The following is a 20,588-nucleotide window of genomic DNA, read 5'->3' as shown; positions in this document are numbered from 1 at the left end:
CCCCGGAACGTCCGGACCCCCCACTGAGAGGAACACCATGCCCTTCGCCAACATCAAGGTCCCTGCTGACACCCTGACCCCCGAGTCCAAGAAGAAGCTCCAGGACGCCGTCACCGATGCCATCGTCGACGTCTACGGCGAGCGAGCCCGACCGACGACGCTCGTCATCCTCGACGAGGTCGCCGACGGTGGCTGGATGCTCGGCGGCACCATCCTCAACGAAGCGATGCTCGGCCGCGTCTGACCGTCCGCGCGCGGCGGGGGCCGGCAACACGGTTCCCCGCCGCCTTCGGCCGCCACGCGTCGATCACGGGCCGGACTGGCTCATCGAGACGTCGGAGGGCCGGCCGAGCTGCTGCTCGATCTGTGGGAGGAGCATCCGCACCGCCGCGACGACGACCTCGTCCACACGCTCCGGCGGGATCCGCCCGGCCGCCGCCAGTGCGCTGATGCCCTCGGTCGTCGCTGCGAGCAGGAACGGGACCGGGCCCATCGATGCCGGGTCGCGCTCACCGAGCAGTTCCGCACCCAGGGCGAAGAACCGCTCCGCCGAGGACCACGACCCGTGGTCGCCCTCGGGTCGCGGGCCGTCGTCGGTCGACGTGAACATCAGTTGGACGAGAGGGCCGTTCTCCTGGGCGAAGCGGACGTGCGCTCGGACGTACTCGGTGAGACGGGGCCCGAGGTCCCCGGGGCCGCGCGCGGCCTCCAGGTGGCCACGGAGTTCGTCGAAGCCGTCCGCGGCGATCGCGTCGAGGACGGCCTCCCGGTCGCGGAAGTGTCGCAGGGGCGCGCCGTGACTGACGCCGACGCGGCGCGCGAGCTCCCGCACGGTCACCGCCTGCTGCCCCTCCTCGACCAGGAGCGCACGGCCCTCCCGCACGAGCTCCTGCCGCAGTGAGCCGTGGTGGTACGGACGAGCTTGCGCACTCATGACGCCAGTGTAGACGTTGACAACAAAGTAGTCAGTGTCTACATTGGCGGCATGGACGACATCAGGACCGGTCGAGCTCCGACCGACGAGACCGTGATCATCACCGGCGGCACGAGCGGTATCGGCCGAGCGACGGCCGTCGCACTGGCGGGATCGGGAGCGCGGATCATCCTCGCGGTCCGCAACGAGGAGAAGGGCCGGGCGGTCGTCTCCGCCCTCCCCGGCGCTCCGGGGACCCACCGTGTGCGCCGTCTCGACCTCGCCCGGCTCGACACGGTCGAGGCGTTCGCCGACGGCATCGACGAGCCGATCGCGATCCTGGTGAACAACGCCGGCGTCGAGTCGAAGGACCTGGAACGGACGGCGGACGGGCACGAACTCCAGTTCGGGACGAACCACCTCGGACACTTCCTGCTGACGACGCTGCTCCTGCCGCACGTCACCGACCGCGTCGTCACCGTCGCCTCCCAGGCGGAACGCATGGCCCGACTCGACCTCACCGACCTCGACTGGTACCGGCGCACCTACAACGCCGGCCGTGCGTACGCCGACTCCAAGCTCGCCAACCTGCTGTTCACGTCCGAACTCGACCGGCGCCTGCTGGCGTCGGGGTCCCGGGTGCGCGCGCTGGCAGCCCACCCGGGCCTGGTGAAGACGGCGATCTACGAGCGACCGGCCGGACAGCGCCCCAACCTGTGGGACCGTCTCGTCCCGGTCCTCGGGCAGGAGCCAGAGGACGGTGCGCTGCCGTCCCTGATGGCCGCGAGCGCCGACCTGCCCGGTGGGACCTTCGTCGGACCGCGGCGCATGATGCACATGCGCGGTGGAGCCGAGGTCATCGGCCGGTCGAAGCAGGCACAGGACCCGGAGACCGCTGCTCGGCTCTGGTCGATCTCCGAGGAGCTGACTGCGGTGGACGCCCGCTCGTGAGCGTCGTCCTCGACGCGACCCGTGCCCTCCTGCTCAGTACCCGGGGATGGCACCGGCCGCTCGTGGCGTTCGCCGCGCTGATGGGCGTCTGGGCGGTGGTGTGCGTCGTCGGGTTGTTGGTCGATCCGCGCACGCTCGCAGCCGACCCGATCTGGGCGAAGCCGCTCAAGTTCTCCGTGTCGCTCGCGCTCTACGCCGTGACGCTGGCGTGGATGCTCTCCCTGGTGCAGCGGCCCGTCCTGCGACGGATCGGCTGGTGGGCCGGGACCGTCGGCGCGGCCGCATCGCTGCTCGAGATCGTCGTGATCTCGATCCAGGTGGTGCGAGGCGTGGGGAGCCACTTCAACGTGTCGACCCCGACGAACCAGTTGTTCTACCAGCTCATGGCCGGTGGGGTCACCCTGATGTACTGCGCCACGCTGCTCGTCGGCGCCGCAGTCGCGGTCTTCTCGAACCTGGACGACCGGGCGTCGGCCTGGGCGCTCCGGATCGGGCTCGTCGTCGCCCTGGCTGGCCTCTCCGTGGGGTTCCTCATGGTCATCCCCACTGCGGCGCAGCTGGCCGATCCGGGCTCGGGGACGTACGGCTCGCACTCCGTCGGGGGCGACGACCCTTCCGGCGGGATCCCCCTGCTCGGCTGGAACAGCCTCCACGGCGACCTCCGCGTGTCCCACTTCATCGGGATGCACGCCCTGCAGGTGCTGCCCCTCCTCGCGCTCGTCCTGCCGGCGACGATGCGGGAGCGGTCGCGCGTGCGCGTCGTGGTCGTCGCAGGGGCGGCGTACGCCGCGGTCACCTCGATCGCGCTGTGGCAGGCCCTGCGGGGCCAGTCGGTCCTCCGCCCGGACCTGCTGACGATCGGAGCGGTGGGAATCGTCGCCGTGCTCGTCGTGACCAGCGTCGTGCTCGTTGCCCCACCGGGGCGAGCCGTTCGAGCGTTCGTGGATCGCAGAGGGAATCGAGAAGGCGGCGGATGAACGCGGAGGGCCGTGACCGGGAGAGCGGGCGGCGGTGGTCGTGACCACAGCCGTGGGCGCGGCGCGCGGCGGACGCACGCCGCGCCTCCCGGCCGGGTGCGTGTACGCAGGGCGGTACCTCGTCGACGCGGTGCACCGCGCCGACCCCGCTCAGGAAGGCGCCCGCTCCATGACCTCACCCTTCGACCTCACCGGCCGGACCGCCCTCGTCACCGGCGGCAACCAGGGACTCGGCCGGGCGTTCGCCTTCGGCCTCGCCGAGGCCGGCGCCCGCGTCGCGATCGTCGGGCGCTCCGCGGAGCGCAACGCCCGGGTCGCCGCCGAGGCCGCGGAAGCCGGCCACGACTTCGTCACCATCACGGCGGACATCACCGACGGCGAGCAGGTGGCGCGCATGACCGAGGAGGCGATGGCGGCCCTCGGCCGCCTCGACGTGCTCGTCAACAACGCCGGCACGTGCCACCACCGGGACGCGTTCGACGTCGCCGACAGCGAGTGGGACGACGTGTTCGATCTCAACGTCCGCGCACTGTGGAAGACGTCGACGGCGGTCGGCGCACACATGCGCGATGCCGGTTCGGGCTCGATCGTGAACATCGGCAGCATGTCGGGCCTCATCGTGAACCGGCCGCAGTGGCAGCCGGCGTACAACGCGTCGAAGGCCGCCGTGCACCACCTGACGAAGTCGCTCGCGGTCGAGTGGGCGAAGTACGGGATCCGCGTGAACGCCGTCGCCCCCGGGTACGTGAAGACCGAGATGGCGCCGGTGGACTCCCCGGAGTTCCGGCGGTACTGGATCGAGGACGCACCGCAGCAGCGCTTCGCCCTGCCCGAGGAGATCGCGCCGAGCGTCGTGTTCCTGGCGAGCGACGCGGCGTCGTTCATCACCGGGTCCGTGCTCGTGGCGGACGGCGGCTACAGCGCCGTCTGAGCCGGTTCGGCCACCGGCGTGCCCGCGCGGGTCGTCGCGCGGGCCATGCCGACGGCGACGAGCAGCGCGGCGACGACCGTCAGGACGACGCCCGCGACGGTGATCCCGTCCTCGAACGCGGTCAGGCGGTCCGCCGTCCACGACGTCGACGCGATGCTGCCCGGCACGAGCAGCGCCAGCACCGTCCCGGTCGCCGCGATGCCCACCGCGGTCGCGAGCTCGCTCGAGGTGTCGACGAGCGCCGCACCGACCGACGTCCGGTTCGACGGCAGGCCCTGGAGCACGTTGTTGCCCGCGACGACCCCGACGACCCGCATCCCCGCAGCGACGAGGACGAGTGCCGCGGCGACCCAGCCGTACCCGGCTCGGCCGCCGACCGTGAAGAGCGCGAGTCCTGCGACGACGGCACCGGCGCTCAGCCAGGCCGCGCGGCCGAGGCCCACCCGCTGCACGAACGGGCCGACGAATCGCCCGGACGCCAGGAGCACCACCACCTGCGGCAGGGTCCCGATCGCGGCCAGCGCCGGCGACCACCCCCAGGCGAACTGCAGCTGCAGCGTCACCAGGTAGGACAGGCCGGAGACGGCCAGTCCGGAGGCCGCCTTGTACGCCAGACCGCTCGCGACGAGCGGACGGGCGAGCAGGCGCAGGTCGAGCAGCGGCTGCGCCGCGGTGCGCTCCCGCTGCACGAAGGCCGCCACCGCAGCGACCGTCACGACGACCCCGGTCCACCCCGGCCAGGAGGCGCTGCCCGCCTCCGCGAAGAGGGTGGGCGTCCCGAGTGCACCGACCAGGGCCGTGGTCCCGAACAGCGCGCCGGTCACGTCGATCCGGTCGGGGTGCAGGTCCTCCGGTCGGTCAGCGGGCACGCCGGCTCGGATGCCGATGAACGCGAGCGCCGCGATCGGGACGTTCACCAGGAGCAGGGCCTGCCACGGCGCCACCGCGAGGGCGAAGCCGCCCGCCGTCGGACCGACCGCGAGCCCGACCAGGCCCGCGGTGGAGATGACCGTCAGCGCCCGGACCCGCAGGGCGTCGGTGTCGAAGAGCCGGAAGGCCAGGGCCATCGACCCGGGCGTCGTCATGGCCGCCGCGATCCCCATGAGCGCGCGGACCGCGATGAGTTCGCCGGTCGTGGTGACGAGCGTGGTCGCCAGCGCGGATAGCGCGAGCAGCACCAGGCCGACGAGCATCACCCGGCGTCGGCCGAACCGGTCGGCGACCGCGCCGAACAGGAGCATGAGCGCGCCGAAGACGACCGAGTAGGCGCCGGTGACCCACTGGAGTCCGGTCGTCGACGCGTGGAGTTCACGGCCGATGGTGGGCAGCGCGACGTTCAGCACAGAGTTGTCGAGCATCTCGAACAGGAAGACGGCGGACAGGCCGGCGAGGGCGATCCCGGCGTCACGGAGCCGGGCGGGGGAACGGGTGGACACGTGCACTCCTTCGATGAAGAAGTGGCGACTCGTCCGAGACCGCGTGTGGGTGCCTGGCCGCCGGAGCGACGAGGCGTTTTGCCCTCTGGCAGGAGCGTACGTCCGGTGGGGCATCCGCTGCAAGTGGGCCGTCTGCTGCAAGCGGGCCGTCCGCTGCAAGTGGGCCGGAACGCGCGTCGGTGTCGTGCGAGCCGCTGCCCACGCGAGCAGGCTGTCAGGAGTGCGCTGCGCCCTCGGCGTCGGCACGCCCTCGAAGGAGATCCGATGAGCACCACCACCCCTCGACTGCCGGGCGGCACCTGGACCCTCGGCGACCGGCCGGTCGCACGCTTCGGCTACGGCGCGATGCAGCTCACCGGTCCCCGGGTCGTCGGGCCACCGAAGGACCACGACGAGGCTGTCGCCGTGCTCCGGGACGCCGTCGCGGGCGGCATCACGCACATCGACACCGCCGAGACGTACGGCCCCCGCATCGTCAACGAGCTGGTCCACGAGGCGCTGCACCCGTACGCCGACGACCTCGTCATCGCGACGAAGGTCGGCGCGCGGCGGGACGCCCGAGGCGGTTGGCCGACCGCTCGGGAACCCGACCAACTGCGCGCACAGGTCGACGACAACCTCGAGACGCTCGGCGTCGACGTGCTGGACCTCGTCAACCTGCGGCTGGGCGACGCGAACGGTCCGGTCGCGGGGCCGATCGCCCCGGCGTTCGAGACGCTGGTCGACCTGCAGCGACAGGGGGTCATCCGGCACCTCGGCGTGAGCAACGCGACGACGGAACAGGTGGCGGAAGCGCAGGGGATCGCACCGATCGTCTCGGTGCAGAACATGTACAACCTGGCCAACCGGCAGGACGACCCGCTCATCGACAGGCTCGCGGCCGAGGGCATCGCCTACGTGCCGTTCTTCCCGCTCGGCGGCTTCGCCCCGCTGCAGTCCGAGGTGCTCTCGACCGTGGCGACACGGCTCGGGACGACGCCGATGTCCGTCGCCCTGGCGTGGCTGCTCCGCCGGTCCCCGAACATCCTGCTGATCCCGGGCACGTCGTCGCGGGCGCACCTGCAGGAGAACATCGAGGGTGCCGCCGTCGTGCTGAGCGACGACGACCTGCTCGACCTCGAGGGCATCGGCGGCTGAGCCCCGGCCTCGGACCCTGCCGTGTCCGTTACGGTGCTCGTGGGGCGGCACCGGCGCTGCTCGAGAGGCAGGACCGATGACGGACCACACGGCCACCGCAGCGCAGGAGTTCCTCCGCACGCACGACGAACGGCTCCGTTCCCTGGTCGACCGGGTGGTGCCGGCGGACGAGTACCCGTCGGCGTCCGAGGCCGGCGCGCTCGACTTCCTGGCCGGGGTGCTGGTCGACCGGCCGGACTGGCTGGACCGTCTCCGTGGCGTCGTGGAGTACGCGGACGACCACGAGGGCGTCGACGAGCTCCGCGACGGCGACGATCCCGACTGGACCTGGTTCGCCGAGCTCGTGGCCGCGGGCTACTACGCCGACGCGGGGAACGGCGGGAACGCGGGGGAGCGGTCATGGGAGATGGTGGGGTGGCAGCCCGGTCCGCCGGACGGCTGGAGCGTGCCGGTACCGGTACCGACCGCAGCGCCCACGGTCGTGCACCCGTCGCAGCTGGCGGACCGGTACGACGCGGTCGTCGTCGGGTCGGGCGCCGGCGGGGGTGTCGCGGCGTGCGGGCTCGCCGAGTCCGGTCGGCGCGTGCTCGTGGTCGAGGCCGGTGGGTGGCCCGGCACCGCGGAACTCAGCCGTGACCACATCCGGAACCCGCGGTCGAGCTGGGGCGTCGCACCGCGGTCGGGGCCGTCCGACGTCGGCAACCCGCGGACGGTGGCGGACGGTCGCGAGCTCCTGGTGCTCCGGCCCTCGTCGCCGGGGTGGCACAACAACGCCGTCACGGCCGGCGGCGGCACACGGGTCTACGGCGCACAGGCCTGGCGGTTCGGGCCGCGGGACTTCGCGATGGCGTCGACGTACGGCGTGCCGGACGGCAGCGCCCTGGCCGACTGGCCGTTCGGGTACGACGAGCTCGAGCCCTGGTACGAGCGCGCCGAGTGGGAGATCGGGGTCAGCGGCGGCGACGTCGACGGTCCGTGGTCCGGGGAGCGCTCGCGCGCGCGACCGATGCCACCGCTGCCGTCGGGGGCAGCGCGGGACCGGCTCGCCGGCGCCGCGGACGCCCTTGGCATCTCGACGGTGCACGTCCCGCTCCTGATCAACTCGACGCCGTACCTGGGCCGCCGCGCGTGCGAACAGTGCGGCATGTGCGTCGGCTTCGCGTGCCCGGTCGACGCCAAGAACGGCAGCCAGAACACCATGCTGACCCGCGCGTTCGCCACCGGGAACGCGTCGATCGTGCTCGAGTCACGGGTCGCCCGGCTGCGCACGGACAGTGCCGGCCGCGTGGTCGGCGTCACGATCGTCGGCACCGCGGACGGCCGCGACTGGCGGGCCGAGGTCGACGCCACCGAGGTCGTCGTGGCGGCCGGGGCGGTGGAGTCGGCACGGCTCCTGCTCAACAGCCGGAGCGACCAGGAGCCCGACGGCATCGGCAACGGTGCGGACCAGGTCGGCCGGCACCTGCAGGGCCACGTCTACGGCGGCGCGATGGGCGTCTTCGACGACGTGGTGGACGACGGGCTCGGACCGGGACCGTCGATCGCCACCACCGACTACCGGCACGGCGTGCCCGGGCAGATCGGTGGCGGGATCCTGGCGAACGAGTTCATCGCGACGCCGTCGAACACGTACCAGTACCTCGTCGGCACGGGGCTCGCGCCGCGCTCCGGGCTCGACGGCAAGCACGCGATGCGGGACCTGGCGCGGCGCAGCATGCGGATCATGGGGCCGATCCAGGAGGTCACCACGGCCGACGCACGCGTCCGGGTCGACCCCGCGGTGACGGACCGGTACGGCATCCCGGTGGCGTCGTTCAGCGGTGGGGTCCACCCGGAGGACGTCCGTGCTCGCGACCACACCAGCGCCCGGAGCGGCGACTGGTTGCGCGCGGCCGGCGCCACGCGCGTGGCGGAGCTGCACGGTCCGGTCCGGGGCACGAGCGGTGGCCAGCACCAGGCCGGCACGCTCCGGATGGGGACGGACCCCGCGACGTCGGTCGTCGACCCGTTCGGCCGGGTGTGGGGACACGACAACCTGCGCGTGACCGACGGCTCGGTGCACGTGACGAACGGCGGGGTCAACCCGGTGCTCACCATCCTGGCGACCGCGATGCGGAGCGTCGACGCGATGGTCGCGCAGCACGGTTGACCACGTGCCCGGTCCGCCACCGATACGGTGGCGTCCGTGACCGACGACCCTGAAGCCGCCATCGCCCAGCACGTCCACGACGCGTGGGACGGTTCCCTGCGGCTCGTGCACATCACGATCTCGGACGAGGACGGCGACGCCTACCCCGGCCAGGACGTCGACCGGTGGGTGATCGACGTCCGGGTGCCCATCACCGACGACGAGGCCGAAGCGGTGTCGGTCGCCGAGGTCGCCGCGTACACGAGCCGATCGCCCGAGTCGGTCGAGGCACTGGTGCTCGGGTACCAGGTGTCCGACGTCGACGGTGACTTCGCCGCGGCGATCGTCGTGCCGGACGCCACGGGCGAGACCTTCCTGTCGCTGCAGACGCACGCCGCCGAGATGCTCGGCAAGCCGGACCTGCTCGCGCTGGACCGCCTCACCGTGCGCCCGGCGTACCGCGGGCTGCCCGGGCTCGTCCCCGCCGTGGTCGACGCCGTGCGTCGTGGCCCCGCCGGTCGTTCGGCGTCGTGGGTGCTCGCGGACCCCTCGGTCTGGAACGTGCCGTTCGAGGACCAGGACCGTGCCGCCGGCGAGTTCGTCCAGTGGGCGGACACCCACGTGTTCGCGTCGATGAACGCGGACCACGAGGACCTCGAGCGGTTGGCCGCCGTGCCCCCGACCGGCGGCATCGTCATGGGGTCCCGCTCGGACGAGGTGCACCTCGGCGACGCGCTCGACGAGGCGTTGGCGCGTCCGGCGATCGCGGTGGCGTTCGCCCTGCCGCCGAAGCTCCCGGCGAGCATCTGGGCCGCGGCCCCCGAGGACGTCCACGGCGTGCACCCCGACGAGGCCACCGGGTCCATCACCGTCGAGACGCACGACGAGCAGCTCGAGGTCGTCGGATCGCCCGGCACGGCACCGCAGCTGGTCGGGACCTCGGCTTCGGCCGACGCCGCGACGCAGGACTGGCTCCGGGCGGTGCACCAGCGCTGGTGGCAGTACGAGCCCGGACTGCACGACCGGATCCACGAGGTCGTCGACGAGTACCTGACGTCGGGGGAGATCGAGTCCGTCACCGACGAACGCGCCCCGCACCTGCACGCGCCGGACCTGCCCGTGTTCCGCACCGAGTGGCCCGGGATCGGCGAGGTGCACCTGGAGCCCCTCGGCGAGGACACCGAACCGGTCGTGTACGACGCCGTGCTCGAGGTCGGCGATGCCCACGACCACATCGGGGTCGTCGTCGTGCACGAGTCCGGGCACGTCCGCGCGTCCCTCCACGACGAGTGGAACCCCGGGCTGGTCGACGTGGGCGGTGCGCTCACGCACCTGGTCAGCCTCGGTGCGGGGGAGTTCTTCGCGGACGCCCTGCACGACGAGCTGTCGGCCGGCGCCGAGCACGCGATCCTGACGGGCGACGTCCGCGGGCACTGACCGCAGTCGAGCGCCCGGCCCGTCGCCGAGCGCGGCTCAGACCGGGCGGTAGATCGCGATCGGGGGCGCCTGGTCGTCACCGTCGTCGTGCGCGTCGCCGGTGGCGAGCCAGGTCCGCCCCTCGTGCTCGATCGTGGTCGGCAGGTCGCCGTGCACCAGGATGCGGATGGCGGGGGTGTCACCGTCGATCAGGTCGACGCCGTGGGCCTCGGTCCCGCCCGGGTTGTCGTGCACGTAGCTCATGCTCCGATCGAACTCCTCGGTGCCTGATGACCGTGCCTGATGACCGCGCCTGACGACCGCGTCGGGCCGCGACGGGCCGCGCCTCGCGACACCGGACACGCCCGGATCTGCCGCAGAACACGTCTGTGGGCCCGCGATCGGGTACAGTCGACTCCGCACGGCCCACACGGCGTGCGAACGCGGATGTGGCGCAGTGGTAGCGCATCACCTTGCCAAGGTGAGGGTCGCGAGTTCGAATCTCGTCATCCGCTCGGACGGAACAGGACCCCCGGGGTTGCTCACAGAGCAGCACCGGGGGTTCTGTCGTTCCCGGGCGCCGTGAGCGGGCGCATCCGGGGGCGCAGGCTTCGGGTACCCGCGCCCGCCGGACGCAGAGGCCGCACTGCCCCGAGTGGAGACGCCGGGTGGGTGGCCCAGCGATGTCCCGAAGAGTGATCCGGAGCATCGTCGCGGTCGGATTGGACCCCAGTTCGGGGCATGCGGAAAGCCGCAAGAACTCCGCACGAGATGCGTTCGGTGATTGCGCTAGCCGCGATCCTCGGAAAGTGGGATCAGCGTGGCACGGGTGCCGGGGAGGCTGATCCAGCGCGCGGATCCGGCCTCGACCACCGTGACGAGCACGGTGTCACACGTCCGGCACCGGGCGACGGAGCCCATCGCCGAGCAGTACACGGCGGTGCGTGCGACCGTTCCGCGGGACCCGCACCCCGCGCAGCAGAGCACCGTCACGGTCGGCTCCGGACCGAGCTCCTCGGACAGGACCCCTGCGAGGGCGTTGCCGTCGACGACGATCATCAGCTGCCCCCGAACCGTTCGGCACGGACGTCGGCGGTGTCGTGCCCGAGGTCGGCGAGCCAGCGGAGCACCTGCTCGACGAAGGGCGTCGAGCCGCACACGTAGACGAGCGCCCTGGCGTCGGGTGGGAAGACCGCGGCGGCGAGCGCATCGCGGGTCAGCCGTCCCGCGAGCACGGCGGACCCGGGTGGAGCGATCCGGCTGTACACGGTGGTCACCTCGAGCGGAGCGTCGGAAGCGACGGCCCGGTCGAGTTCGGCGCGGAAGAAGACGCCGTCCGGGGTCCGGACGGCGACGAGCAACCGGAACGGTGCGGGGTCCCCGGCCTCGGCGTGCGCGGTGACCATGGCGACGAGCGGCACGATCCCCGAGCCGCCGGCGATCAGCTGCACCGGACGGTCGGACGCGCCGGGACGCCACACGAACCAGCCGCCGAGCGGCCCGTGCACCTCGAGCGCGTCGCCGACCTCGACCGCGTCGACCAGGAACGGGGACACCTCGCCACCCTCGACGCGGTCGACGGCGAGGACGACGTCGGTCCGGTCACCCGCCGAGGCGATCGAGTACGAGCGGGATGCCTGGTAGCCGTCCTCGGCCGTGAGCCGCAGGTCCAGGTGCTGGCCCGGGTCGTTCCCCGGCCACGTCGGGACGTCCAGGACGACCCGACGGGCGTTCGGGGTCTCGCGCTCCACCGAGGCGACCGTCGCGGGGTGCCAGGCCGGCCGCCTGCGGGGCGCGGGCCGACCGGCGGGCGCGATCCGGGCCTCCAGGTCGGTGGACGGGGCGGTGGGCACGTCGGTGTCGGGAACCGTCACCAGTACCGCTCTTCCTTCCACGGGTCGCCGTGCAGGTTGTAGCCCGCGTTCTCCCAGAAGCCCGGTTCGTCGTCCGCCTGCATGACGATCCCGCTCACCCACTTCGCGCTCTTCCAGAAGTACAGGTGCGGCACCAGCAGGCGCGCCGGACCGCCGTGTTCGGGCTCGAGCGGTTCGCCGTCGGCCTCGAACGCGATCCACGCCTTGCCGTCCAGCAGCTCGTCGAGCGGCACGTTCGTCGTGTACCCGCCGGTGCTGTGCACCATGCAGTAGTCGAGCGACGTCTCGACGTCCTCGAACAGGCGGTCGAGGGGGACGCCGCGCCACGGCATGTCGAGCTTGGTCCAGTGGGTGACGCAGTGGATGTCGACGGTGACGTCCTCGACGCCGAGCGCGTGCACCTCGTCCCACGTCCAGGTGTGCAGACCGTTCTCGGTGCGGATCGAGAAGACCCACGACGCCGGATCGACGTCGGGCGTGGCACCGGCCGACAGGACCGGCCAGTCGCGCACCAGGGTCTGGCCGGGCGGGATGCGGGTGTCGTCGCGGTCGGCTCGACGGCCACCGAACCCCCTGGTGAACGTCGCCATGATCCTCCTCGGACGGGATGGTCCGATCATGCTCCGTGCCGGCGGCGCCCGTGTAACGAGTTCGTAAACACTCGGACGGACGAGGAGCAGGAGTTGGGGGATCGCCAGGTTCCCTCTATCGTTCACCGGAACGATTACAGGAGGGGCCACCCCGAATGCAGCCCATCGTCCCCGAACCCCGGAACGCCCGCGGCCCGAGCCGCCGAGCGCTCCTCACCGGCGCCGCCGGCCTGGCCGGCCTCGGCCTGCTCACCCTGACGGGGTGCAGCTCCGGCGCGAACGCCGGCACGCCCACCATCCCCGAAGCGGCGGCCACCGGCGTCGCCCGACGCGGCGGTCGCCTGCGCATCGCGCGCCCGGCCGCCTCGGCCGCCGAGACCCTCGACTCCGCCAGCTCCCTGTCGGCGTACGAGTACCTCGGCGCGCTCTACAACCGGCTCGTCAAGCTCGACGAGCAGGGCACCACCGTGCCCGACCTCGCCGAGGAGTGGTCCGCGAACGCCGACGGCACCGAGTGGACGTTCTCGCTCCGCCGTGGCGTCACCTTCCACGACGGCAGCCGCTTCACCGCGGACGACGCCATCGCGAGCATCCGGCACATCCTCGACGAGAAGACCGGCAGCCCGCAGGCCGGGGTCCTCGGCGAGGTGATGGACGCCGACTCCATGCGTGCGACCGACCCGTACACGCTGCGGTTCTCGCTGACCAAGCCGAACGCCGAGTTCCCGTCGCTGCTCACCGCGTACCAGTGCTACATCGTGCCGGCGGCCGCGATCGCCGACATCGGCCGCACCGGGATCGGGACGGGTCCGTTCCGGCTCTCCGCGTTCACCCCCGCCGGTGCCGGCAGTGTCGAGGCGTTCGACGACCACTTCGCCGGGCGTCCCGCGCTGGACGGCATCGACTTCTACTCGATCCAGGACACCACCGCCCGGGTGAACGCGCTGCTCGCCGGCCAGATCGACCTGATCTCGCAGACGAACCTGGACTTCGCGACCGCTCGGGTGGTGTCCGCCTCCGACCGCGCCACCGTCGCCCGGTCGAAGAACGCCCAGTGGTACACGATCCCGATGCTCGCCACGAGCGACGAGTTCAGCGACCCGCGGGTCCGCCAGGCGATGAAGCTCGCCTACGACCCGCAGCAGATCGTCGACACCGCCCTGCAGGGCACCGGCTCGCCCGGGTGGGACAACCCCGTCCCGCCGCAGCTCGCCGCGTTCGTCGACGACCACCGCGAGTACGACCCGGACAAGGCGAAGGCACTGCTCAAGCAGGCCGGTCACGAGGGGTTCCGGACCTCGATCTACACGTCGAGCTACGAGTCGGTCTTCACGCCGATGGCGGTCGCCTACCGCGACGCCGTCGCCGACGCGGGCATCCGCCTGACGGTCCGCAACGCGAGCTCGGACTCGTACTACACGCAGATCTGGATGCAGAAGCCGCTCATGGTGAGCTACTGGTTCACCGGCCGGCCGATCGACCAGCTGCTCAACCAGATCTTCCGCACGGGCTCGTCCTACAACGAGAGCGCGTGGTCGAACGAGACCTTCGACGGGCTGCTCGACGACGCCCGCGCCGAGATGGACGACGCCAAGCGGCTGACGCTCTACCAGGACGCCCAGCGGCTCGTGGTCGAGGACGGGGCCGACATGACCCCGATGTTCGGCGACCGGCTCGTGGGGTTGTCCCGCGACGTCGTGAACTACTCGGAGTACGGCTTCGAGTTCGACTACCTCCGGATCGGACTGCGCCGATGACGACCAAGAACACCCCGTCGGACGTCCTCGTCCCCGTCCTCCGCCGGGTCGGCATCGCCGTGCTCACGGTCGTGCTCGCCTCGCTCTTCGTGTTCCTGGCCGTGCAGGCACTGCCCGGCGACGTCGCGCAGCAGCTCCTCGGCCAGAACGCCACCCCGGACGCCGTCAAGCAGCTGCGCGAGACCCTCGGCCTCGACCAGAACGTGTGGCTCCGCTACCTGCAGTGGCTCGGTGGCGCGGTGCACGGCGACTTCGGCACCTCGCTCGTCAGCGGCGAGGCCGTCGCGCCGACGCTGTTCACCGCCTTCCGGAACAGCATGCTCATCGCCGTGCCCGCCATGCTCGTCGGCGTCACGGTCTCCCTGACGCTCGGCGTCCTCGCCGGGGTCCGTCGGGGTCGCCCGTCCGACAAGGTGATCTCGATCGTCAGCCTCGTCGTGATGAGCGTGCCCGAGTTCATGGTCGCGACCGTGCTCGTGCTGCTCTTCGCGATCGGCCTGCCGATCTTCCCCGCCGTCGTGCTGCGGGGGAGCGACGCCACGGTCGGCGAACTCCTGCCGACGATCTGGCTGCCGATCATCGTGCTCACCCTGGCGATGGCCGCCTACATCGTGCGCACCGCCCGCTCCTCGACCATCGACGTGATGGCGTCCGAGTTCGTCACCACGGCGGAGCTCAAGGGCCTGACGATGCGCCGCGTGGTCTGGAAGCACGCGGTGCCGAGCGCGCTGCTGCCGACGCTCAACGTCGTCGCGCTCAACGTCGCCTGGCTGCTCGGCGGTGTCGTCGTCGTCGAGAACGTCTTCAACTACCCGGGCATGGGCAAGCTCATGCTCGAGTCGGTCTTCAACCGCGACCTGCCGACGATCGAGGCGATCGCGCTCCTGAGCGCCGTCATCTACGTCGTCTGCAACCTCGCCGCCGACCTCGTGGCGCTCGTCCTCGACCCGAAGCTGCGGACCCGCCAGCGGCGACCGCGCACGCGCACCCGCACGACGCGCAGCACCAGGAAGGCCGCCGCATGACCGCCACCGCCACCCGCCGCCCCGGACGCGCCGTCCTCGCCGGGGCCCTCGCGCCCCTGCGCGGCTCGACGGCGCTGAGCATCGGCCTCGGCCTCATCGCCCTGCACGTCGTGCTCGCCCTGCTCGCACCGGTCATCGCCGGGTACGACCCGGTGGCCACGAACGCCGGCGACGTCCTCGCCGGTCCGACCTGGACGCACTGGCTCGGTACCGACCAGTACGGCCGTGACGTGCTGTCGCGGACGCTCAACGGCGGCCGGTACGCCCTGCTCGTGACTTTCCTGGCCACCACGATCGCGGTCGCGGTCGGCACGGTGCTCGGCTGCATCACGGCGTACGCCGACAACTGGTTCGACGAGGCCGTCATGCGCGTCGTCGACGCCCTGCTCAGCGTGCCGTCGATCCTCGCCCTGCTGGTCGTGGTCACCGTCTTCGACGCCGGGCTCTGGGTGATCGTCCTCGCCGTCACCGTCGTCTACGCGCCCGCCGTGACCCGCGTCGTCCGTGGTGCCGCCCGCACCGTCATCACGCAGGACTACGTGACGGCCGCCCGGGCCCGGGGTGAACGTGCGCTGTCGATCGTGTTCCGCGAGATCCTGCCGAACGTCCTCGACGTGGTGCTCGTCGAGTACGCCATGCGGGCCTCGTGGATCGTGCTGCTCGTCGCGTCGCTGTCCTTCCTCGGCTTCGGCGCCAACCCACCGACGCCGGACTGGGGGCTGATGGTGCAGGAGAACCGCACCGCGCTGACCGTGGTGCCGCTCGGCACGCTCGCACCGATCGTCGCCCTGGCGACCCTGGTGATCGGGCTCAACCTCGCCGCCGACGGCCTGAGCAAGTCGCTCGGCGTCGACCGCGCAACGAAGGGAGTGAGCGCATGACGCACACCGACACCGCACCGGCCGCACCGGCGACCGCGACGGACCCCATCGTCCGCGTCGACGACCTCGCGATCTCCTACGCGGCCGGCAAGCGCCTGGTCCCCGTGGTGCGCGGCGTCTCCTTCGCGATCCCCGCCGGGCGCACCCTCGGCCTCGTCGGGGAGTCCGGCAGCGGCAAGTCCACCGTCGCCCGGACCCTGCTCGCGCACCTCCGGGCGGGCTCGACCATCGTCGGCGGCTCGGTCCGCGTCGGCGGCGACGACGTCTTCGCGCTGTCACCGTCCGGCCGCCGCGAGCTCCGCGGCGGCGTTGCCTCCGTCGTCGCGCAGAACGCCGGCCAGGCGCTCACCCCGTCGATGCGCGTCGGCGAGCAGATCCGCGAGGCCCTGCGCGCCCACCGCGAACCCGACGGCCCCGAGCGCGTCGCCGAGCTGGTCCGGCTGGTCCGGCTGCCAGACCCCGACGCGATCGTCCGCCGCTACCCGCACCAGCTCTCCGGTGGGCAGCAGCAGCGCATCGCGATCGCGATGGCCGTCGCCGCACGCCCGCGGGTGCTCGTGCTCGACGAGCCCACGACGGCGCTCGACGTCGTCACCCAGGCCGCCGTCCTCGACCTGATCGCTGACCTCGGCCGGCAGCTCGGCATGGCCGTCCTGCTCGTCAGCCACGACCTCGGGGTCGTGTCGGCGATGGCGGACGAGATCGCCGTCATGCGCGACGGCGAGATCGTCGAGCACGCCGCCACGGCGGCGCTCTTCGCCGCCCCGCAGCACGAGTACACGCGTGCCCTGCTGGCCGCGGTGCCGGACGGGCGACGGCCGGGAGGGACGGATCGCGTGCCCGAGACGGCGACCGTCTCGTCGACGGTCGCCTCCACGGCCGGCCGAACCGTTCCTCCCGAACCGCTCGTCCGTCCCGTGGTGACCGCCGAGGACCTGGTGATCCGCTACGGACGCGGCCTGCCGGCCGCCGTCGACGGCGTCTCCTTCACGATCGCACCGCGTGAGACGCTCGCGGTCGTGGGGGAGTCCGGAAGTGGCAAGTCGACGCTCGCGACCGCCCTCGCCGGCCTGGTGCCGGCCGAGTCGGGCACGTTCTCGTTCGACGACGGGACCGTGAGCGGCGACCTGCGCGAGCCGATCGCCGGACGGTCCCCGGACCTTCGTCGTGCGGTGCAGCTCGTGTTCCAGAACGCCGACACGTCGCTCAACCCGCGGCGCACCGTGGGCGCGGCGATCGGGCGACCGCTCAAGCTGTTCACGGGCACGTCCTCGCGGCAGCGCGTCGGCGAGCTGCTCACCCAGGTCGGCCTCGGCCCGGAGTTCGCCGAGCGGCTGCCGGCGCAGCTCTCCGGTGGGCAGCGGCAGCGCGTCGGCATCGCCCGGGCCCTCGCCGCCGAGCCGCGCCTGGTCATCGCCGACGAGATCACCACCGCGCTCGACGTGCAGGTGCAGGCCGGGATCCTCGCGCTCCTCGCCGACCTGCAGCGCTCGCGCGGGCTCAGTTGCCTGTTCATCAGCCACGACCTGGCCGTCGTCCGGGGCGTGGCCGACCGGGTCGCCGTGATGACCGGCGGCCGGATCGTCGAGATCGGACCGACCGAGCGGGTCTTCACCGGCCCGAACCACCCGTACACGTCGACGCTGCTGGCCGCGACGCTCGAGCCGGGCAGCACCGAGCTGCCCGACGTCGGCGACGGGGTACCGCGCTGGCGGCACACCGAGGGCTGGACGGACCACGGCGACGGCCACCTGACCCGGAACTGGGAGGACGCATGAGCCGCGATCGCTCGGTGTACGCCGACGCTTCGACCCTCACCGCCATCGGCGCGCCGGACTCGCTGCCGGACGGCGTGACCGTCCGCGACGAGTGGATCCCGATGCCCGACGGCGTCCGACTGCACACCCGGATCTGGTCGCCGGCGTCGTCCGACGGTCCGGTGCCGGTGCTGCTCGAGTACCTGCCGTACCGACTCGACGACTGGACCGCGCCGCGCGACTCCGAACGGCACCCCTGGTACGCCCAGCACGGGTACGCCTCGGTCCGGGTCGACATCCGGGGCAGCGGCTCGTCGGACGGGTTCTTCGACGACGAGTACAGCGAGCAGGAGCTCCGCGACGGTGAGGCCGTGATCGCCTGGCTCGCCGAGCAGGAGTGGTCGACGGGTGCCGTCGGCATGTTCGGCATCTCGTGGGGCGGGTTCAACGCCCTGCAGCTGGCGGCGCGTGCGCCCGCTGCCCTCAAGGCCATCGTCACGGTGTGTTCGACCGACGACCGGTACGACAACGACGTGCACTACGTCGGCGGAGCGGTGCTCGGCATCGACATGGCGGCGTGGGGCGCGACGATGTTCGCGTTCAACTCGCGGCCGCCCCGGCCCGAGGTCGTCGGCACGGACTGGGTCGACCGGTGGCGCGAGCGGCTGGAGTCGAACCGCCCGATGACGCCGGTGTGGCTCGCGCACCAGGAACGCGACGACTACTGGCGGCACGGCAGCGCCGCCGAGGACTACGGCAACATCGGTGCAGCGGTCCTCGCCGTCGGCGGCTGGGCGGACCCGTACCGCGACGCCGTGCTCCGACTGGTGTCGAACGTGCAGTCCCCGGTCAAGGGCATCGTCGGGCCGTGGTCGCACCAGTACCCGGACCGCGGTCTCGCACCCGGACCGTCGATCGGGTTCCTGCAGGAGACGCTGCGTTGGTGGGACCGCTGGCTCCGCGGGATCGACACCGGCGTGGAGGAGGACCCCGCACTCCGCGCCTGGATCAACGAGGGCGAAGCCCCGGCGACGTACTACGCCTCGCGACGGGGCCGGTGGGTCGGCGCCGAGGCGTGGCCCTCGGCGGCGACGCACCGGCGTGCGCTGCCGCTCGCGACGCTCCGCGGCGGCGAGGACGGGCCGGTCGTCGTCCGGTCGCCGCAGCACACCGGCGCCGACGCCGGACGGTTCTTCCCGTTCGGCAACGCGACCGACCTGCCACCCGACCAGCGTGCCGAGGACGGCCGCTCCGTCTGCTTCGACCTGCCCGTCGGCCGGGCGTTCGACCTGCTCGGCAACGCGCTCGTCACCCTGTCGGTCACGAGCGACCAGCCCCGCGCCACCCTGACGGTGCGGTTGTGCGACGTCGCGCCGGACGGCTCGTCGACCCTCGTGACGCGCGGGGTGCTCAACGCGGCGAAGCGGGACGGCATGGACCGGAACGACCCGCTGGTCCCCGGTGAGCCGGCGTCGCTGCCGGTGCAGCTCGTCGCGACCGGTCACCGGTTCGCCGCCGGGCACCGCCTGCGGATCGCGGTGTCGTCGTCCTACTGGCCCTGGGTCTGGCCGCACGGCACCGAGGCCACCGTCACGATCGACCCGACGGCGTCCGAGGTGTGCCTGCCCGTCTGGACGCGCGACACCGACGACGACGTGCGCTTCGACGAGCCCGAGCGGTCGACGCCGCTCGCGATCGAGCGCGTTGCACCGACCGAGCAGCTGCCCCAGCGCACCGTCACGCACGACGTCGAGACGGGGGAGTGGACCCTCGACGTCGACCCCGGGTACGGCGGTGGACGGGTCTACCCCGACGGGCTCGTCTTCAGCGAGGACGCCCGCGAGACGTACCGCATCCGGTCGGACGACCCGAACTCGGCCGTGGCATCGTCGCGCTGGGCGATCGGCCTGGAGAAGCCGGACTGGTCGGCACGGCTCGAGACGTCCTCCGAGGTCACCGCCGACGCCGAGGCCTTCCACGTCGTGAACACCGTGCGGGCCTGGGCCCGTGACGGCGACCCCGACGCCCCCGAGGTGCTGGTCACCGAGCAGACCTTCGCCGACGACGTCCCGAGGACCTCGGCGTGACCGGCGCGGCGGGTGCTGCACCGGGGGCGGCGGCGGGTGCTGCACCGGGCGCGGCAGCGGGTGCGGCGCCGCGCGCCCGGCAGCGTCCCGCGGTCCGGCGCGCGATGATCGTCGCGGCCGCCCGTGCCGTCATCGTCCGGAACGGCGTCGGGGCGACGGGTCTGCGGGACATCGCCGCCGAGGCCGGAGTGTCCGTCGGCACCGTGACGTACCACTTCGGCAGCGTGGCGGAGATCCTCAACGAGGTCGTCGTGCTCGAGACGGAGCGCTTCTACGGGGCGATCGTCATCGCCGTCGACGCCGAGTCCGACCCCGTCGAGGCGCTGCGGATGCTCGTCGCGCCCCTGTTCGACGACACCGAACAGGTCCGGCAGCACTGGCGGATCTGGTCCGACTACTGGACTGCGGTCGCCCGCCGGCCCGAGGTGGCCGCCGAGTACGCCGAACGGATCCGCGTCTGGGAGGCCTGTCTGGTCCGTGTGATCCGCCGCGGTGCCGACGCCGGCAGATTCCCGGGCGGCGCCGGACCGATCGAGCCGGACACCGTGGCCCTCAAGCTCGCGGCCTACAGCGACGGCGTCGCGACGCAGATCGCCCAGGGTGTCCCGGGGCTCACGAACACCGTCGCGCTGTCGTGGATGTGGACGTTCCTGGCGCACGAACTCGGTGTGCCGGCTGTGGAGATCGCCGGAACCGGCCAGCAGCCCTTGTGATGAGGTAAGGCTTGC

Annotated in this window: 19 protein-coding genes and 1 tRNA gene; 14 read left to right on the top strand and 6 right to left on the bottom strand. The window is 72.5% G+C overall.

All coding sequences use genetic code 11. The features are described from left to right. The first annotated feature begins 37 nt into the window (after positions 1 to 37). Complete coding sequence (locus M4960_RS02105) at positions 38 to 244, top strand: tautomerase family protein (RefSeq protein WP_066656327.1); 207 nt, start codon at positions 38 to 40, stop codon at positions 242 to 244. 63 nt (positions 245 to 307) lie between these two features. Here the strand turns inward: M4960_RS02105 and M4960_RS02100 are convergent, their stop codons facing one another. Beyond that, positions 308 to 934 (bottom strand): TetR/AcrR family transcriptional regulator, encoded by a 627-nt coding sequence (locus tag M4960_RS02100; protein WP_173168544.1) that lies wholly within the window; start codon positions 932 to 934, stop codon positions 308 to 310. Positions 935 to 985: 51 nt separating this feature from the next. On the opposite strand from M4960_RS02100, the gene M4960_RS02095 reads away from it, so the two are divergent. The 3 genes from M4960_RS02095 (at position 986) to M4960_RS02085 (ending at position 3,772) form a co-directional block, all read left to right on the top strand. After that, complete coding sequence (locus tag M4960_RS02095; RefSeq protein ID WP_132100390.1) at positions 986 to 1,864, top strand: SDR family NAD(P)-dependent oxidoreductase; 879 nt, start codon at positions 986 to 988, stop codon at positions 1,862 to 1,864. Beyond that, positions 1,861 to 2,841: a hypothetical protein gene (locus M4960_RS02090; protein ID WP_132100389.1), complete on the top strand. Its 981-nt coding sequence runs from the start codon at positions 1,861 to 1,863 to the stop codon at positions 2,839 to 2,841. The genes M4960_RS02095 and M4960_RS02090 overlap by 4 nt, the downstream gene beginning before the upstream one ends. 169 nt (positions 2,842 to 3,010) lie before the next feature. Then, entirely contained in the window at positions 3,011 to 3,772 is a 762-nt protein-coding gene (locus M4960_RS02085; RefSeq protein ID WP_248703332.1) for an SDR family NAD(P)-dependent oxidoreductase, read from the top strand. On the opposite strand, the gene M4960_RS02080 is transcribed toward M4960_RS02085, so the two are convergent. Next, entirely contained in the window at positions 3,757 to 5,208 is a 1,452-nt protein-coding gene (locus tag M4960_RS02080; RefSeq protein ID WP_308221990.1) for an MFS transporter, read from the bottom strand. The genes M4960_RS02085 and M4960_RS02080 overlap by 16 nt on opposite strands. A gap of 264 nt (positions 5,209 to 5,472) precedes the next feature. On the opposite strand from M4960_RS02080, the gene M4960_RS02075 reads away from it, so the two are divergent. The 3 genes from M4960_RS02075 (at position 5,473) to M4960_RS02065 (ending at position 9,910) form a co-directional block, all read left to right on the top strand. Further along, positions 5,473 to 6,345, top strand: coding sequence for an oxidoreductase (locus M4960_RS02075; RefSeq protein WP_301952645.1), 873 nt, complete (start codon positions 5,473 to 5,475; stop codon positions 6,343 to 6,345). Positions 6,346 to 6,421: 76 nt separating this feature from the next. After that, on the top strand, positions 6,422 to 8,494 hold the full coding sequence (locus M4960_RS02070) for a GMC oxidoreductase (protein ID WP_248703331.1): 2,073 nt from the start codon (positions 6,422 to 6,424) through the stop codon (positions 8,492 to 8,494). 36 nt (positions 8,495 to 8,530) lie between these two features. Next, the gene (locus M4960_RS02065; RefSeq protein WP_148058294.1) at positions 8,531 to 9,910 is read left to right on the top strand and encodes a hypothetical protein; all 1,380 of its coding nucleotides are present in this window, start codon (positions 8,531 to 8,533) and stop codon (positions 9,908 to 9,910) included. A gap of 36 nt (positions 9,911 to 9,946) precedes the next feature. Here the strand turns inward: M4960_RS02065 and M4960_RS02060 are convergent, their stop codons facing one another. Beyond that, positions 9,947 to 10,153 carry a hypothetical protein gene (locus M4960_RS02060; RefSeq protein WP_111084081.1) on the bottom strand — a complete coding sequence of 69 codons (207 nt, stop codon included), beginning with the start codon at positions 10,151 to 10,153 and terminating at the stop codon, positions 9,947 to 9,949. 179 nt (positions 10,154 to 10,332) lie between these two features. Between M4960_RS02060 and M4960_RS02055 the strand changes: the two genes are divergently transcribed. Beyond that, positions 10,333 to 10,404: transfer RNA gene (locus M4960_RS02055), tRNA-Gly, on the top strand. A 274-nt stretch (positions 10,405 to 10,678) separates the two neighbouring features. Here the strand turns inward: M4960_RS02055 and M4960_RS02050 are convergent. Genes M4960_RS02050 through M4960_RS02040 form a run of 3 tightly spaced genes read right to left on the bottom strand, consistent with a single transcriptional unit; the run spans position 10,679 to position 12,353 of the window. Then, positions 10,679 to 10,948 carry a DUF6510 family protein gene (locus tag M4960_RS02050; RefSeq protein WP_248703330.1) on the bottom strand — a complete coding sequence of 90 codons (270 nt, stop codon included), beginning with the start codon at positions 10,946 to 10,948 and terminating at the stop codon, positions 10,679 to 10,681. Continuing rightward, on the bottom strand, positions 10,948 to 11,763 hold the full coding sequence (locus M4960_RS02045; protein ID WP_248703329.1) for a ferredoxin reductase: 816 nt from the start codon (positions 11,761 to 11,763) through the stop codon (positions 10,948 to 10,950). The genes M4960_RS02050 and M4960_RS02045 overlap by 1 nt, the downstream gene beginning before the upstream one ends. Further along, a complete protein-coding gene (locus M4960_RS02040; protein WP_123938053.1) occupies positions 11,760 to 12,353 on the bottom strand; it encodes a molybdopterin-dependent oxidoreductase in 594 nt (197 codons plus the stop codon). The genes M4960_RS02045 and M4960_RS02040 overlap by 4 nt, the downstream gene beginning before the upstream one ends. A gap of 155 nt (positions 12,354 to 12,508) precedes the next feature. Between M4960_RS02040 and M4960_RS02035 the strand changes: the two genes are divergently transcribed. From M4960_RS02035 to M4960_RS02010, 6 genes are read left to right on the top strand one after another with little or no spacing between them, the layout of a single operon-like run. Next, the gene (locus M4960_RS02035; RefSeq protein WP_111084078.1) at positions 12,509 to 14,110 is read left to right on the top strand and encodes an ABC transporter substrate-binding protein; all 1,602 of its coding nucleotides are present in this window, start codon (positions 12,509 to 12,511) and stop codon (positions 14,108 to 14,110) included. After that, the gene (locus tag M4960_RS02030; protein ID WP_248703328.1) at positions 14,107 to 15,135 is read left to right on the top strand and encodes an ABC transporter permease; all 1,029 of its coding nucleotides are present in this window, start codon (positions 14,107 to 14,109) and stop codon (positions 15,133 to 15,135) included. Before M4960_RS02035 ends, M4960_RS02030 begins: the two co-directional genes overlap by 4 nt. Continuing rightward, a complete protein-coding gene (locus M4960_RS02025) occupies positions 15,132 to 16,016 on the top strand; it encodes an ABC transporter permease (RefSeq protein WP_123292790.1) in 885 nt (294 codons plus the stop codon). Before M4960_RS02030 ends, M4960_RS02025 begins: the two co-directional genes overlap by 4 nt. Beyond that, positions 16,013 to 17,794, top strand: coding sequence for an ABC transporter ATP-binding protein (locus M4960_RS02020; RefSeq protein ID WP_132100379.1), 1,782 nt, complete (start codon positions 16,013 to 16,015; stop codon positions 17,792 to 17,794). Before M4960_RS02025 ends, M4960_RS02020 begins: the two co-directional genes overlap by 4 nt. Beyond that, entirely contained in the window at positions 17,791 to 19,860 is a 2,070-nt protein-coding gene (locus tag M4960_RS02015; protein WP_248703327.1) for a CocE/NonD family hydrolase, read from the top strand. The genes M4960_RS02020 and M4960_RS02015 overlap by 4 nt, the downstream gene beginning before the upstream one ends. Continuing rightward, on the top strand, positions 19,857 to 20,573 hold the full coding sequence (locus tag M4960_RS02010) for a TetR/AcrR family transcriptional regulator (protein WP_248703326.1): 717 nt from the start codon (positions 19,857 to 19,859) through the stop codon (positions 20,571 to 20,573). The genes M4960_RS02015 and M4960_RS02010 overlap by 4 nt, the downstream gene beginning before the upstream one ends. Positions 20,574 to 20,588: the final 15 nt, after the last annotated feature.

Source organism: Curtobacterium sp. MWU13-2055 (assembly GCF_023242305.1).
Classification (GTDB): Bacteria; Actinomycetota; Actinomycetes; order Actinomycetales; family Microbacteriaceae; genus Curtobacterium.
Note: the sequence above shows the minus strand (reverse complement) of the source record. Positions and strands in the feature narration are given on the sequence as shown.